This is a genomic window from Kitasatospora sp. NPDC097605 (genome assembly GCF_040302725.1).
GTDB lineage: Bacteria > Actinomycetota > Actinomycetes > Streptomycetales > Streptomycetaceae > Kitasatospora.
Window position 1 is genome coordinate 42,676 of record NZ_JBEOSF010000021.1, and the last position, 15,174, is coordinate 57,849.

11 protein-coding genes are annotated in these 15,174 nt (G+C 75.0%); 8 read left to right on the plus strand and 3 right to left on the minus strand.

Annotated elements, in window-relative coordinates:
* Nucleotides 1-57: 57 nt before the first annotated feature.
* The 3 genes from ABTX81_RS23540 to eccCa all read right to left on the minus strand — a co-directional run bounded on the left by ABTX81_RS23540 (nt 58) and on the right by eccCa (nt 7,576).
* The gene (locus tag ABTX81_RS23540) at nt 58-417 is read right to left on the minus strand and encodes a Het-E N-terminal domain-containing protein (protein WP_350548850.1); all 360 of its coding nucleotides are present in this window, start codon (nt 415-417) and stop codon (nt 58-60) included.
* A 218-nt stretch (nt 418-635) separates the two neighbouring features.
* The gene (locus tag ABTX81_RS23545; RefSeq protein WP_350548852.1) at nt 636-3,482 is read right to left on the minus strand and encodes a hypothetical protein; all 2,847 of its coding nucleotides are present in this window, start codon (nt 3,480-3,482) and stop codon (nt 636-638) included.
* Nucleotides 3,483-3,523: 41 nt separating this feature from the next.
* Entirely contained in the window at nt 3,524-7,576 is a 4,053-nt protein-coding gene (gene eccCa, locus ABTX81_RS23550; protein ID WP_350548969.1) for a type VII secretion protein EccCa, read from the minus strand.
* 251 nt (nt 7,577-7,827) lie between these two features.
* On the opposite strand from eccCa, the gene eccD reads away from it, so the two are divergent.
* From eccD to ABTX81_RS23590, 8 genes are all read left to right on the plus strand, one after another.
* Nucleotides 7,828-9,201, plus strand: coding sequence for a type VII secretion integral membrane protein EccD (gene eccD / locus ABTX81_RS23555; RefSeq protein WP_350548854.1), 1,374 nt, complete (start codon nt 7,828-7,830; stop codon nt 9,199-9,201).
* Nucleotides 9,202-9,274: 73 nt separating this feature from the next.
* Nucleotides 9,275-10,735: a type VII secretion protein EccB gene (gene eccB / locus ABTX81_RS23560; protein WP_350548856.1), complete on the plus strand. Its 1,461-nt coding sequence runs from the start codon at nt 9,275-9,277 to the stop codon at nt 10,733-10,735.
* Nucleotides 10,736-10,863: 128 nt separating this feature from the next.
* A complete protein-coding gene (locus ABTX81_RS23565; RefSeq protein WP_350548858.1) occupies nt 10,864-11,220 on the plus strand; it encodes a hypothetical protein in 357 nt (118 codons plus the stop codon).
* Nucleotides 11,221-11,265: 45 nt separating this feature from the next.
* The gene (locus tag ABTX81_RS23570; RefSeq protein ID WP_344345404.1) at nt 11,266-11,571 is read left to right on the plus strand and encodes a hypothetical protein; all 306 of its coding nucleotides are present in this window, start codon (nt 11,266-11,268) and stop codon (nt 11,569-11,571) included.
* Nucleotides 11,572-11,576: 5 nt separating this feature from the next.
* A complete protein-coding gene (locus ABTX81_RS23575) occupies nt 11,577-11,990 on the plus strand; it encodes a hypothetical protein (RefSeq protein ID WP_350548860.1) in 414 nt (137 codons plus the stop codon).
* Nucleotides 11,991-12,086: 96 nt separating this feature from the next.
* Nucleotides 12,087-14,339: a hypothetical protein gene (locus ABTX81_RS23580; RefSeq protein WP_350548862.1), complete on the plus strand. Its 2,253-nt coding sequence runs from the start codon at nt 12,087-12,089 to the stop codon at nt 14,337-14,339.
* Between the two features lie 28 nt (nt 14,340-14,367).
* Nucleotides 14,368-14,811, plus strand: coding sequence for a YbaB/EbfC family nucleoid-associated protein (locus tag ABTX81_RS23585; protein ID WP_350548864.1), 444 nt, complete (start codon nt 14,368-14,370; stop codon nt 14,809-14,811).
* Complete coding sequence (locus ABTX81_RS23590; RefSeq protein WP_350548866.1) at nt 14,804-15,115, plus strand: hypothetical protein; 312 nt, start codon at nt 14,804-14,806, stop codon at nt 15,113-15,115. Before ABTX81_RS23585 ends, ABTX81_RS23590 begins: the two co-directional genes overlap by 8 nt.
* Nucleotides 15,116-15,174 lie beyond the last annotated feature (59 nt).

Consider the following 15,174-nt stretch of genomic DNA (forward strand, 5'->3'; position numbering starts at 1 on the left):
CTCTCGGGCGTCGACCTTCGGGGGGCGGCCGTCACGGTTGTCCATGGTCTGCGGCCCTCAGTTGAAGGTGATGGACTGGGTGGAGTGGTCCCCGATCTGCACGCCCTTGGCGCCGCGTGCGTCGACCTGGTACTTGGCCGCTGAGCCCACCAGCGTCAGGAGGGCCTCGGCCGCCGCCAGCAGCTCCCGGTCCCGGTCGGCGCCGGACGCGGTCAGCTCCGCACGCAGCCGCGCCTCCCACGCGTCCGGCTCCACCTGTTCGGCATCCAGCACCTCCGCGGCGTGCGCGGGCAACCGACGGCGCACCTTCTCGCGGAGCGCGGAATACGCATCCCGAACGGCACTGCTCGCCGTGTCGGTCAGCCCCGCCGACGCCCCGGCGGCCAACGCCGCCATCACCAGCTCGACCCCGGCCATCAGACCCCCCTGTTTCCCTCCGGTCCAGTGTTCCACGACAATCCAGGCCCAGGAGCCGATATGACGGCCCCTCAGGTTACGGATCGACAAAGTATCGGCGTTCGAGGTGGGATTCGCCCGGGGCGGAGTGGCGGAGTGGCGGAGTGGGGGAGGAAGGCGGGGGCCGACGATGCGTCCCGCCCGGGTCGGGTTCGGGCCGGCGAGCGGCCCGGCGTGGGTCAGCCGGGGGTCGGGGTGTCGAAGGTGACGCCGGGGGTGAGGTGGAAGCGGTCGGGGGAGTCGGCCCGGGGGCGTTCGGCCGGGGGCATGGTGGCGCGGCGTTCCAGCCAGGCGCGGAGGCGGGAGAGGGCGTTGCGGTTGCGTTCGGAGGGGTCGCCGCCGGATTCGCGGAGGAGGACGCAGGGCGGGCGGTCGTCGTCGGAGGGGACCACGCCGACGACGGTGAAGGCGGTGCCCGGGGGGAAGACGGCCTGGGCGGGGCCGTCGGCGGTGTCGAAGACGGAGGTGCGGCGGCCGGTGGCCGACCAGATGAGGAACTCGACGGAGGAGCCCGGGAGTTCGGAGCCGGGGGCGGTGAGGCCGGCCAGCGGGGCGGGTTCGCGGAACTGGCGGCCGGTGGGGTAGTGGGACAGGACCGCCTCCGGGTCCAGGGCGGCGTCGGCGCCGAGCAGGACGGCGCCGTGGTGGCTCGGGAGGCGGCGCAGGCCGGCGCCGAGGCAGCGCAGGAAGGGTTGCAGGTCCGGGTCGCCGGAGCGGGCGGCGGCCACCAGGTCGGCGCGGGGCGTGGGGACGCCGGTGTCGGTGTGGTGGAGCAGGACGGCGGCGAGGTCGGGCTTGAAGTCGTCCTGGGAGGTGGAGCGCAGGCCCGGGAGCCGGGTGGCGAGCTGTTCCAGCCGGCCGGTGCAGCGGTGGTAGTGCTCGCCGAGCAGGGTGCGGACGGCGTCGCGTTCGGCGGGGCTGGTCGAGGTGACCGGGGCCGGGCAGTCGTCCGGGCCGAAGGCGCGGGCGGTCGAGGGGAGGGGAGTGGAGGGGGGAGGGGGCGGTGCGGATTCCTCGGCGGGAGGGGACGGCGCCTCGCTGTCGGGCGTGGGCGAGGGCGCCTCGCTGTCGGGCGCGGGCGTGGGCTCCGGCTCCGGCTCGGGGGCGGGTTCGACCGGGGGGACCTCGGGGGTGCGGAAGGGCAGCGGTGCGCCGCCGTTGCCGGCGGCGGTGGCGGTGACGCCCGTGGGCGTGCCGACGGCGGTGGGCGTCCGGCGGGGCGGGGCGGTGGTGCCGGCGGTGCTGCTGGTGGCCCGGACGGGGGTGGGGAGGGGGACCGGCCGCGGTTCGGGCTCGGGGACGGGGGCGGGGACGGGCTCGGGGACGGGGACGGGTTCGGGGACGGGTTCGGGGACGGGCGGAACCCGGTGCGCAGCGGGGAGGGCGGCAGGTGCAGGTGCAGGTGCAGGTGCCGGTGCCGGTGCCGGTGCGGGGCGTGGGGCGGTGGCCGTCGGGCGGCCGATGCCGTACGACACCGGGGCCGTGGCGGGCGGGCCGTTCAGCGGCTGCTCCGCGCCGAGCCACTCCAGCTCGTGCATCCGGGCCACGAAGCGGCCCACGCGCTCGGCCGTGGGCTCCAGCAGACCGTGGACCAGCAGGCCGAACCCCTCGGCGCCGGCCGCCGGCAGCCGGTCCAGGAGGGTGCCGAGTTCCTCGAAGGCGTCCGCCGGCACCGGCCGGTCGCGTTCCCCGACGATCAGCAGCGGGCGGGTCGGCTCGGGCCGCCGGAAGCGCGGGGTGAGCACGTGCGGGGGTTCGGGGCGCAGCCAGAGGCCGGCGGGGACGGCCTCCAGCGCCCAGTACGGGAACGCCCGGAAGACGGCGGGGCCGTCGGTGTGCCAGTCGGCGCCGCCGTTGCGCCAGGCGGCGGGGCTGGTGGGCGAGCCGGGGGCGGTGGCCAGGCGCAGCAGGAACGGTTCCCACCCGGCCCGGCCGTCGCGGTCCAGGACCCGGGAGGTGGGGCCGCCGGGGCCGAGCACGGGCAGGCCGATGGCGGCCTGCACCGGCCGGGCCGTGCGGGCGGCCAGCGCGCCGGTGAGCGCGGCGAGCTGGTCGGGGGCCGCCCACGGGGCGCTGACCAGGGGGCGGTCGCTGCCGAGCGGGAGGGAGAGCACGGCCTCGGTGAAGTCCTCGGGCAGCAGGACGGGCCGGGCGGGGGTGCCGATCAGGACCACGGCGTTGCCGGGCGGCGCGGCGGCGAGCCGGAGGTCCGGCAGCGGCCGGGTGGAGGGGTCCGCCGGGTCGGTGAGCCAGAAGCCGGCGGGGAGCCGCAGGACGCGCACGGCCTCGGCCCGTCCGCGCACGGGGGCGGCGGGGGCAGCGGCGGGGGCGGGCGCCGGCACCGGGGCCGGGGCGGCGGTGCCGATGGTGCTGTGCAGCCGGCGGGGCGCCTCGCCGGGCTCGCACCGCCACCACGCGGACGCCTCGACCGCGCCCCCGGGGTCGGTGACCTTGAGGTTGCCGAGCGGGGTGATCTCCACCAGGCCGTCCGGCGCGACGACCGGCACGCCCGCGCGTTCGGCGACCACCTCGGCGGGCCGCCGGCCGTTGGGCGCGAGGGCGGCCAGCCCGGAGGCGGCGAGCACCAGGTGGGCGGCGCCCCGGGCGCGGGCGATCACCCCGAGGTCGGTCATCCGGTCGCGCAGGACCTTGGCCGAGTCGGGGGCCGCGGCGACCACCACCACGGCGTCCGGGACGGGTCGCAGGGCGCCGATCGCGGCCGTCAGCTCGTCCTCGCGCGCCGTGGACGCCGCGATCACGAAGTGCGGCCCGACCGCGCGCAGCACCGAGGGGCCCGGGGCGGCCGGGGCGGCGGCCCGCGCCGGGACGGGCAGGGCGGACGGCGCGGGCGCGGGCCGCGGAACGGGCCCGGCAGCGGCCCCGGGAACAGGCGCGGAGTCGGGCACGGCGCCGCCGCCCCCGGCGGGCAGCGCGCGCTGCGGCCCACGCCGGAATCCGAAACGGCGGCGGGGCTCGGCCGGGGGCGCGGGCTCCTCGGAGCGCGCACCGGTGCGGGAGAGGCTCATCGCTCTGGACTACGGCCCCCGCCGCGCCCCCGGTTCACCGCTCACCCCGACCCCTCCGACGCCCCGTCCGCCCCGTCCGCCTCGCCCGGCTCCGGCATCAGCCCGGTCTGCACCTGCACCGTCCGGCGCCGGGTGATGTGCAGACCGCGGCCGGGCGGCAGCACCCGCGGCTTGACGCTGCCGAACAGCGTGCCCTCGCTGGGCGGGCAGGAGAGCAGGGTGACCGGCGTGTTGACGTCCTGGAGCCGGCGCAGCACCTGGTCGCTGTAGGCCCGGCCGATGCCGTTCGCCGAGCGGGCCACGATCAGGTGCAGGCCGAGCTCGGTGCCCTGCGCCAGGTGTTCGAGCAGCGGGCCGAACGGGCCGGCGCCGATCGCGCCGGGGATGAGGTCGTAGTCGTCGACGATGACGAACAGCTCCGGGCCCGTCCACCAGTCGCGCAGCCGCATCCGGGCCGGGCTGATCTCCTCGCCGGGCAGCCGGGCCTCCATGGCGCGGGCCGCGCCGGTGACGACCTGCCGGAGCACGTCCACCGAGACGGCGTAGCCCAGCCGGTACTCCTCCGGCACGCACTCGTAGAGCCCGCGCCGGAAGTCGACGAGCATGATCCGGGCCTCCGCGGGGGTGTAGGCGGAGGTGATGCCGGCGACCAGCAGGCGCAGCAGGTTGGTCTTGCCGCTCTCGCTGTCGCCGACCACCAGCAGGTGGGGTGACTCCTCGAAGTCGTGCCAGAGCGGCGAGACCGCGGTGTCCTCCAGGCCGATGGCGACCCGCAGCCGCCCCTCGGGCGCGGGCAGCGAGGCGGCGTCCAGCAGCAGCGGCAGCATCCGCACCTCGGGCGCGCGCGGGCCGGTCCAGTGCTCGTTGACGGCGTCGACGAGGTCGGCGATGCCGTCCGCGAGGTCGTCGGCGTCGCCCTGCCCGTCGATCCGGGGGAGGGCGCTGAGGAAGTGCAGCCGCTCCTTGGTGAGGCCGCGGCCGGGGCTGTGCGGGACGGTCTCGGCGGCGCGCATGTTGATCATGGAGTCGATGGGGTCGCCCAGGCGCAGCTCGAAACGGGTGCCGAACTGGTCGCGCACGCCGGCGGTGATCTCGGCCCAGCGGGCCGCCGAGACGACGAGGTGCACGCCGTAGTTGAGGCCGCGGGAGGCGATCGGGGCCAGCGCGGCCACCAGCTCCATGAACTCCTGGCGCAGGGTGCCCCAGCCGTCGATGACCAGGAAGACGTCGCCGTGGCGGTCGTCGGCGAGCTCCGGGTCACCGGCGGCCTTGCGGCGGCGGAACGTCGTCATCGAGTCGATGCCCAGCTGGGCGAACCGCACCTCGCGGCGTGCGACGACGCCGTTGACCTCGGCGATGGTGCGGCCGATCCGCTCCGGGTCGTGGCGCCCGGTGACGCCGCCGACGTGCGGCAGCCCGCGCAGCGAGGAGAGCGTCCCGCCGCCGAAGTCCAGGCAGTAGAACTGGACCTCCTGCGGCGTGTGGGTGAGCGCCAGGGCGGTGATCAGGGTCCGCAGCAGGGTGCTCTTGCCGCTCTGCGGGCCGCCCGCGACGCCGACGTGGCCGCCGGCGGCCGACAGGTCGGCGGTCAGCAGCTCGCGCATCTGCTGGAACGGGCGGTCCACCACGCCCACCGGGACGGTCAGCGTGCCGACCGCCGGGCGTCCGTCGGGCGCCAGGCCGTGCCGGGGCCCTGGGGTGAGCGGCGGCAGCAACTCGTCCAGGGTGGGCGGGGTGTCCAGCGGCGGCAGCCAGACCTGGTGGGCGGGCGGACCGGCGTCGAGCATCCGCGCGGCGGCCAGGTCCAGCAGGTTCGGGGCCTCCTCCTCGGCGGCCTCCCGGGCCTCCTCGGCGGCCAGAACCTCCGGGTCGGGGTCGCGCGGCGCGACGTACTCGGTCCCGTACGCGACGATCTGCCCGGCCACGGCCGCCTGCTGGACGGCGCCCCGCCGGCGCCGGTAGGGGCCGGAGACGTAGGCGGCCTTGAACCGGGTGAGCGTGGCGATGTCGCTGCGCAGGATGCCGTTGCCGGGCTGGGAGGGCAGCTGGTAGGCGTCGGGCACGCCGAGCACGCCGCGGCTCTCCATGGCGGAGAAGGTGCGCAGGCCGACCCGGTACGACAGGTGGGACTCCAGGGCGTGCATCCGGCCCTCGTCCAGGCGCTGGGAGGCGAGCAGCAGGTGCACCCCCAGCGAGCGGCCGAGGCGGCCGATCATGATGAAGAGCTCCATGAAGTCGCGGTGCGCGGAGAGCAGTTCGCTGAACTCGTCGACCACGACGAAGAGCGTGGGCAACGGGTCGAGCTGGGTGCCGGCGGCACGCGCGGTCTCGTAGTCCAGCAGCGAGCTGTAGTTGCCGGCCGCGCGCAGCAGCTCCTGGCGGCGGTTCATCTCGCCGTGCAGCGCGTCGCGCATCCGGTCGACCAGGGCGGCCTCGTCGGCCAGGTTGGTGATCACCGCCGAGGTGTGCGGCAGCGCGTCCAGGCCGAGGAAGGTCGCGCCGCCCTTGAAGTCGACGAGGACGAAGTTGAGCGTCTCCGAGGAGTGGGTGAGCGCGAGCGCCAGCACCAGGGTGCGCAGCAGCTCGGACTTGCCGGAGCCGGTGGCGCCGATCAGCATGCCGTGCGGGCCCATGCCGCCCTGCGCGGATTCCTTGATGTCGAGTTCCACCGGCTTGCCGTCCGCGCCGACGCCGATCGGCACCCGCAGCCGCCGCCCGCGCGGACGCTCGGCCCAGCTGCGGGCGATGTCGTGCTGGTACAGGTCGTTGATGCCCAGCAGCGAGGTCAGGTCGAAGTCGGTGCTGAGCGGCTCGGAGACGTCCATCGCGTCGCCCAGCCGGTACCGGGCGAGCGTGGTGGCGTAGCGGCGGGCGGCCGGGAGGCCCAGCGCGTCCGGGCGGCCCAGCGGGGTGGTCTCCTCCCGCCGGTTGCGGTCGGCGGTGACGAGGTCCAGCCGGTCGCCGGTGATCCGCAGCCGCATCCGGAACGGCGCGTGCTTCCACTCCACCGCCCCGGAGACGTCCAGCAGCACGGCGTTGCGGTAGCCGGCCAGCAGGGCGCGGCTGCCGCCGGGCAGCTTCACCCCGTCCAGGAGGATCAGGGTGAAGGGTTCGTCCCGGCCGGGCTGGGTCTCCGGCTCGAACGGCGGCCGGTCGGCGAACTCCGGGCCCAGCAGCTGCTCCAGCTCCAGCAGGGAGTCGGCGACCAGCCGCACCGGGCCGGCGCCGTCCGTCTCGGTGGGGTGCAGCGCGTGCGGCAGCCACTTCAGCCAGGCCCACTCGGCGCGCAGCCCGGGGGCGACGGCGGCGGCGACGCGCAGCTCGTCCGGGGCGTGGAAGAACGCGAGCTGGGCGATCATCGCCCGGGCCAGCGCCCGGGCCGGCCCGGGGTCGGCGGCCTCGGCGGGCTCCGTTCCGGCGGGCGCGTGCGGGACGGCGAGGTCCTCGCCGTCCGCCGGGTCCGCCTCCGGCACGGGGTGCTCGCAGCGCAGCAGGATGTGCGCGTAGCCGCGCACATGGACGGCGATCGGCTGGTCGGCGATCGAGCCGTAGGCGTGGATGAAGCGGCGCAGCGCGTGCGCGCACAGCGGTTCCAGGTCCTCGACCGGCTGGGTGGCCAGCGGGGCCAGCTTCACCGCCAGCCGCTGCGATCCGGTCGCGATCCGCACGTCGCCGAAGTCCGGATGGGCCGCCCGGCGCTCCCACAGCCGGGACGTCCGCGCCAGCGAGACGAGCGAGTCCGGCGCGGGATGGCGCCAGGCGAGCGCCAGCCGCTGGTTCACGACGTGGCGGCGGACCTGGCGGCGCACCTGGGAGAGGTAGCGCAGGTAGTCGCGCCGTTCGCCGCGCAGCTGGCGCTTGCGGTCGCTGGCGCCGCGGATCAGCTGGGTCACCAGCATGCCGACGGCGGACAGGCCCATCATGCCCATCGCCACGTAGGTCAGCGGCCCGCCGCCGGACTGCGGGTTGAGGAAGATCATCACCATCGAGAGCGAACTCAGGGCCATCGGCGCCATCGCGATCATGTTGGACATGCCGCTCTGCTGCTCCGGGAGCACCGGCGGCTCCTGCAGCTGAAGCTCGCCGTCCGGCATCGCCGGGCCGGGGCGCCGGGGCGGACGATCGACCAGGACCACGCTCAACGGGGCTCTCCTCTCGCGGCGCCGCCGTCGGCGCCGGTGGCGGCGGGCCCGACGGCTCGGGGCGCACCGCACTCGGGCCTACGGCCCGCGCGACCCGGGAGGTTCACCGCGCCGCCCGGGGGCGGGTGAACCGACCGCCCGGTGCGGGCCGTACCTGTGTGACGGGAGAACCGGCAGGCCGATTCCACGGGAGGACGCGACAGGTGAGCACCACCACGGCGGCGACAGGACTGGTACGGCTGAGGTTCCGTGCCCCCGGCGCCGCCTTCGAACTCGCCCTGCCCGGCGACGTCGTCCTCGCCGACCTGCTGCCGGCCGTCCTCGGCTACGCCGGCCCCGATGTCGCGGAGAGCGGCACCGAGCACTCCGGCTGGGTCCTCCAGCGCCTCGGGGCCGCGCCCCTCGACGAGGAACAGACCCTTGAGGAACTCGGGCTGACCGACGGTGAGGAGCTGTTCCTGCGCCCGGGCCGCGAGGCGCTGCCCGAGGTGCACTTCGACGACCTGGTGGACGGCGTGCGCACCGGCACCGCCGCCAGGGGCGACTCCTGGCGGCCCGCCGCCACCCGCCGCCTGGCGCTCGCCCTCGCCCTGGCCACGCTGGCCGGCGGCCTGCTGCTGCTCGCCCGGCCCGGCCCGGAGGGGCCCCGCTGCGCCGCGGCCGTGGTGGTCGCGGTGCTGCTGCTGGCCGGGGGGACGGCGGCGGCCCGGCTGCTCCGGGACCCGACGGCGGGAACGGCGCTGGCCGCCGCCGGTGTGGTCCATGCGGCGGCGGCCGCCGCCCTGGTCCCCGGCGTCACCGGCCCGGCCCGGCTGCTGGCGGGCGGTTCGGCGGCGGTCGGCGCCACGGTGCTGGCGCCGGCGCTGGTCGGCTCCGGACCGTTCTTCGCCGGGCTCCTGGTGACGGCCTCGCTCACCCTCGCCGCCGGGGCGCTCGCCGCCTCCGGCTCGCCCACGACCCACATCGCGGCGGCGGTCGCCGCCGTCGCGGTGCTGTTCGGCGCGTTCGTGCCCGGCCTGGCGTTCAAGCTGGCCGGGCTGCGGCTGCCCGCGCTGCCCCGCAACGCCGACGAACTCCAGGAGGAGATCGAGCCGTTCCCGGCCGAGGACGTGCTCGCCCGCAGCCTGGTCGCGGACAGCTTCCTGGCCGGGTTCTTCATCGCGGTCGGCACCGCCTGCGCGATCACGGTCGCCCTGCTGGCGCTGGCACGCGACGGCGGCTGGGGCCCGACGACGATGGCCGCCGACCTCTCGGTGCTGCTGCTGTTGCACGCCCGCGACATCGGCGGGCTGCGCCAGCGGCTCGCCCTGCTGCTGCCGGGCGCGATCGGCCTCGGCCTGCTGGTGGCGCGCCTGGGGTGGGACGCCTCGCCGGGTGCGCGGCTGGTCGTGTTCGCCGTGATGCCGGCCGCCGCGACCGCGCTCTGCGTGGCGGCGTGGACGGTCCCCGGCCGCCGGCTGCTGCCCTACTGGGGCCGGGCCGGGGACCTGCTGCACTCGCTCGCCGCGCTCGCCCTGCTGCCGCTCGCGCTCCAGGTGTTCGGCTTCTACGCGGCGATGCGCGGCCTGGCGGGCTGAGCCGGCCGCCCCGGCCGCAGGCCCGTTCCCGTCCCGCCGCACCCGAGCACCCGTACCGAGGAGGACCACCACCATGCAGTCCCGACGCGACCAGGTGCAGGCCCATCTGTTCGTGATGAGCCGGGTCGCCGCCGGCGTCCTGCGCGCCGAGCCGGACGCCCCCGACACCCCCGTGGGCCGGACCAACCGCGGCGCCGCGATCGGGCTGGCCGTCGCCCTGCTGATCGGCGCCGGGGCCGGTGTCTACGGCCTGATCAGGCCCGGCGGCGCGAGCGGCTGGAAGCAGTCCGGCACCCTCGTGGTGGTCAAGGAGAGCGGCGCCCGCTACGTCTACGCCCAGGGCCTGCTGCACCCCGTGCTCAACGAGGCCAGCGCCCGGCTGCTCGCCGGAGGCCAGCTGAAGGTCGACCAGGTGTCGGCCCGCTCGCTGGACGGCGCCCCGCGCGGCACCCCGGTCGGCATCGTCGGCGCGCCCGACGGCCTGCCCGCGGCCAATGCCGCGGCCGGCGCCGACTGGCTGCTCTGCACGATGCGCGCCACGGGCGCCGGGTCCGCGGCGGCCAAGCCCGCACCCCAGCTCTCGGTCGCCATCGGCACCCGCCAGACCGGCCGCCCGGCCGGCGACCAGGGCGTCCTGGTGAGCGGCCCGGACGGCGCCGTCCACCTGCTCTGGCACGGCCGCCGGTTCACGGCGGACGCGGCGGGCGGCGCGGTGCGGGCGCTCGGCTGGTCCGCCGCCGTGCCCGTCCCGGTCACCGCCTCCTTCCTGGCGGCCTTCCCGGCCGGGCCGGAGCTGCGCGCCCCGGACGTGCCGGGCCGGGGCAAGGACGGACCGGCGCTCTCCGGCCGGCCCACCCGGGTCGGCCAGCTGTTCACCGGCACCGGCGAGGAGCGGTACCTGCTGGCGGAGCAGGGCCTGGTGGCCGTCACCGCCACCCAGTTCGCCCTGCTGCAGGGCGATCCCCGGACCCAGCAGGAGGCCTACGCCAACGGCCAGGTGACGCCCGGGGCGGTCGGCGCGGCCGACCTCGCCGCGCACACCGCGCCCGCCTCCGCCGCGACGGCCTTCGCCCCTGAGGGACTGCCCGGCCGGCCGCCGACGCTGCTGCCGGCCCGCTCCGAGCAGGCGCTGTGCGCGGCGCTGCGGCCCGCCTCCGACGGCGGGGACCTGGACGTCTCCGTGCTGGACGCCACGCCCGTGCTCGGCCTGCCGCCGGTGCTCCAGCCCGGTGTGCTGCCCAGCTGCACCCCGGCGGACCGGATCGCGGTGCGCCCGGGCGGCGGCGCCCTGGTCCGGGCGGTCTCCGGGGCGGGCTTCGGCAGCACGCTGTACCTGGTCACCGACACCGGCGTGAAGTACCCGCTCGCCTCGCCCGCGGTGGCCGAGCGGCTCGGCTACGCGAAGACGGCGCCCACGGCGGTGCCCGGGCGGGTGCTGTCGCTGCTGCCCACCGGTCCCAGCCTCGACCCGGCGCCGCTGGCGGGCGGCATCGTGCAGCCGGCGGTCACCGGCGAGGGGCGCTGCACGCGCTGAGCCGCGGCGGTTCCGCCGGGGTGAACCACCCGGCGGAGCCGTCCCGTTCACCCTGGCGGGCCGGTCCGACCGGCCCGCGGCGAATCGCGCCGGTCGGCAGCGGCCGGCGGCACCGAGGAGGTACTCACGTGGTCCAGCAGCAGACGACGGTCAGCCAGCAGGCCCTTCAGGACGTCAGGACGCAGATCGAGGCGAAGTACGAGGCGATGAAGGCCACCGCCATGTACATCGAGGACATCAACACGGCGATCCGCGACAGCTTCGAGGGCGCGGCCAGCACCACCTTCCAGAACAACATCAACTCCTGGCTGGAGCAGTACGCGGCGGTCAGCCGCGACTACGACGCCTTCCACGCCAAGTTCGGCGACACCAGCCAGATCTTCACCGCGACCGGCGACCACACCCTGAACGTCGCGAAGAACAGCCTCGGCGACGGCGGCACCGGCCCCGCGGCCTACGTCGAGGGCGTCCTGAACCCGAAGTAGCCCGCCGTCCGCCGAACCGACCGCTGAACCGAAGGGAACCCCGCCATGACCGGGCACATGTCACTGCACTACGCCGGCGTCGACACCGCGATCAACGACCTGGACGCCCACTCCAAGACCATGCACGCCCAGATGGAGGACCTCAAGGAGTACCTCCGGAGCAAGATCGGCGTCGAGCTCATCGGTGCCTTCTCGACCGCGGCCGACGCCCTCGCGACCCAGTTGGAGAACTCCGACAAGGCGATGACCGGCAAGATCGAGAACGCCAAGGTCGCGCTCACCGAGATCCGCGACGCGATCCACGACGCGGACATGCGGGCGAGCACCCACTTCGACCACGTCAAGGGCTGACCGGCGTGGCGGACGACGACAACGGGGACAAGGGCGACGGCGGCACCGTCAAGATCACCGACAGCTACCTGGCGACGTTCCCGGAGAAGACCATCAAGGTGTTCCTCAAGGACGTCCTGACGTCGGTGCCGGTGCGGGAGCTGCGGGCCTACGCCGACGGCAGCGCGCCGTTCCTGGTCGGCAACAACTCCGGGAACTTCACCGCCCCGGGCACGCTGGCCACCGCGCTCAAGGCGTACGACGACTCGATCGCGAAGATGCTGGCGACGATCATCGAGCAGTTCGACACCCTGATCGTCGACCTCTCGCTCGCCGACCGTTACCTGAACAACGCGCTGGACGAGTCCCTGGACTACGCGCAGTTCATGAAGGTGGCGAACCGGACCCTGACCTCGGGTTCCGGCACCGGCACCAAGTAATCCGGCGGGAACCCCCGCCACCACCGCGGAGCCGGTCCGGGCATCGGGCCGGCCCCGCGCCACGCCAGGTCGGGCACGGCCGTGAGAGGGGATGCCATGGTGTACATCTGGGAGGACGCGCTCACCTTCCTGGGCTCGTCGGCGGACAAGGCTCCGACCAAGCGCGCGGACGTGGTCGACGACGAGAAGCCCTGGCTCAACACCGACGTCCGCAAGCAGGTGGTCCACGCGGGCTGGCAGGGCGTCCAGGGCGACGGCACCGACCTGAAGCTCGACAGCTGGGTGGCCTGGTACTTCACCTACACCGAGGGCAAGAGCGCGACGGTGAAGCACGGCAGCTATGTCGTCGGCACCAGCGTGCAGTACCCGAACCTCGACGGCCCGGGCGCCAAGTTCGCGGGGTGGACGGCCAGCCGCAAGCCGCTGGAGCAGTTCATCGACGGCTCGGTCAAGGCCAACGACCGGCTCGACCCGGCCGTCTTCACCAGGGCGGCCGACACCCTCAAGAACTTCAGCTCCTTCCTCGACGGCTGGATCACCGCGATCGGGACGGAGTGGGTCAAGGGCATCGGGGAGGAGGACGGCGACTGGCAGGGCAGCGCGGCGAACGCCATGCGGACCCTGCTGCTGGCGTTCCGCAACGAGATGGACGCCGACAACCGGATGATCCGCCTGGCCGCTGTGGACAACCACCTGCGCCCGATGGACCAGGGCGTCAAGACCTGGATCTCGCAGCTGTGGGAGGGCTTCAAGGGCTGGTGGGGATCGCCCCTGGCCTGGCCGACGAACGCGGTCACCGCGGCGCTGATGGAGGGGCTCAAGGGCGCGACGCTGAAGATCGAGAGGTCGACCGACCGGAACCCGGTCTGGCACAGCAGGGAGGATCCGCTCAAGGGCGCCGCCGACGACTACGGCAAGATCGAGGGCGGAGGCGTGCTCGGCTCCCTGTCGATCACCGTGACCGGGGCGCCGTTCGGCGATCCCAAGTCGGTCGACTTCTGGAAGCAGGTCGACAAGCGGGCCCGGCAGATCTGGCTCGCCAACGTGGTGAAGTGGCTGGACACCGAGGCCGAGCGGGCGCTGACCGGGCTCACCCTGTCCTACACGGCCATCGGCAACGCCGCCCGGCCGCTGAAGCCGTTCCCGCTGATGATGCCCGACCCGAAGGCCCCCGAGGATCCGACCAAGGACCCCACCAAGGACGGGGGCAAGGACGGCGGCAAGGACGACCCCGACAAGACCATCGACGAGCTGAACAAGAAGATCAACGAGTTCGGCAACGGCGGCGGGGGCGACAAGGACGGCGGCCCCAGCATCAAGGACATCACCGGTGGCGGGAGCGGCGGCAGCGGGAACATGCCGAACCTCGGCCTCGGCGAGGGCGGGAGCGGCAGCGGCAGCGGCAACACTCCGAACCTCAACCTCGGCGGCGGCAGCAGCGGGTCCGGCGGCAGCGGGAGCACGCCGAACCTCAACCTGGGCAACGGCGGGAGCGGCAGCACGCCGAACCTCAACCTCGGCAACGGCGGCAGCACGCCGAACCTCGATCTGGGCACCGGCGGCAGCGGTTCCGGCAGCGGCCCCAACCTGATCGGCAACCCGTTCCCCGGCCTCAACTCCGGCCCGCTGCCCGACAGCCTCCTGCCGGGCGGCACCGGGTCGAACCGGCCGGTGGTCGTGCCCCCCAGCTCGGTGATCACCAAGGACGGCCGGATCGTCGACGAGAGCGGCAACCCCGTCCTGGACTCCGCCGGCAACCCGATGGTGGCCGGCCCCGGCTACACCATCGGCCCGGACGGAATCCTGCGCGACGGCGACGGCAACACCGTCTCGCAGTACCGGCAGCTGCTCGCCGACCGCTACTCCGCCGCCGGGATCGACGGCAGCGGCAGCGGCGACGACCTGCTGACGCCCAACGAGTTCGGCACCGGCGGCTTCTCCTACAACACGATGGGCCTGGGCGCGGGCGGCTCCGGCGCCGGCGGCTCGCTCGGCCTCGGCGGCAGCCCGATGATCACCGGTATGGGCGGCGGCCTCAGCAACCGCGCGCTGGCCGCCGGCGGCGACCCGTCCATCACCAAGGCCGCCGTCGACCAGGCCAACGCCGAGCGCGCCGCCGCCGAGCGGGCCGCCCGCGCCGCGGCCCAGGAGCAGGCCGCCCTGACCGGCCGGCAGACGCCCACCACCTCCAGCGGGATGCCGCCGATGATGCCGCCGGGTGCCGGCATGGGCGGCGCGGGCGCCGGCGCGGGCGGCGAGAAGGACCGCCGCCGCACCACCTGGCTGGCGGAGGACGAAGAGGTGTGGGGCACCCAGACCGGGGCCGTCGAAGGCGTCATCGGGCGCTGAGCGCCGTGGCAGACGAAAGGACGAACAGATGAGCAACCCGTTCGCGGAGCAGATCGCCCAGGCGATGGCGGAGATGCAGACCGAGCTGGCCAGGGCCGAGGCCATGCAGCAGGAGATGAACGAGCTCACCGGCTCGGTCACCTCCAAGGACCGGATGGTCACCGTCAAGGTCGGCTCGCAGGGCCAGGTCGTCTCGATGACCTTCCACACCGACGACTACCGCGAGATGGCGCCCGCCGAACTCGCCAAGGTCCTCACCGACGTGCTCAACGAGGCCCGGGCCGACGTCGGCCGGCAGGTCGCCGAGCGGATCTCCCGGTTCGACGGGATCGGCGAGACGCTGCGGCTCTCGATGACCGGCGGCAGCGAGCTGGACGAGATCCTCGAACCGCTGTGGGCGATGGCCCCGGGCTATGAGGACGAGGAGAAGAAGAAGGCGAAGGCGGGCCGCCAGGAGGAGTTCCGTGGCTGAGGGGACCACCGCCAAGACGGCGATGCTCAAGAAGAGCTTCGCCGAGTTCTTCGAGCTGAAGGACTTCGTCACCCAGCTCAACACCGAGGCGACCCACATCAACGAGATCAACCTGCGGGTGGGCGGCAACGACGAGATCGGCAAGCAGTACCACAGCCAGGTCGACGACGGCACCAAGAACCTCTACGAGCTGATCGTCAGGATCGGCTCCACGCTCTCCTCGGTCGGCGAGAACGGAGAGCTCCTCGCCGACACCCTCGACAAGGCGGGCGACCACGCCCGCGACCTCGCCAACGGCTTCTGACCCAGCAGCAGCCGAAGGCCCGACCCCGCGCACCGAACCGGAAACGGCAGGCAGTCCCC

What these genes read in the sequence shown, in the direction of transcription:
- ABTX81_RS23545 (WP_350548852.1), bottom strand. Translation starts at nt 3,482, where the DNA reads ATGAGCCTCTCCCGCACCGGTGCGCGCTCCGAGGAGCCCGCGCCCCCG.
- eccCa (WP_350548969.1), bottom strand. Translation starts at nt 7,576, where the DNA reads ATGCCGGACGGCGAGCTTCAGCTGCAGGAGCCGCCGGTGCTCCCGGAG.
- ABTX81_RS23540 (WP_350548850.1), bottom strand. Translation starts at nt 417, where the DNA reads ATGGCCGGGGTCGAGCTGGTGATGGCGGCGTTGGCCGCCGGGGCGTCG.
- ABTX81_RS23570 (WP_344345404.1), top strand. Translation starts at nt 11,266, where the DNA reads ATGACCGGGCACATGTCACTGCACTACGCCGGCGTCGACACCGCGATC.
- eccB (WP_350548856.1), top strand. Translation starts at nt 9,275, where the DNA reads ATGCAGTCCCGACGCGACCAGGTGCAGGCCCATCTGTTCGTGATGAGC.
- ABTX81_RS23580 (WP_350548862.1), top strand. Translation starts at nt 12,087, where the DNA reads ATGGTGTACATCTGGGAGGACGCGCTCACCTTCCTGGGCTCGTCGGCG.
- ABTX81_RS23585 (WP_350548864.1), top strand. Translation starts at nt 14,368, where the DNA reads ATGAGCAACCCGTTCGCGGAGCAGATCGCCCAGGCGATGGCGGAGATG.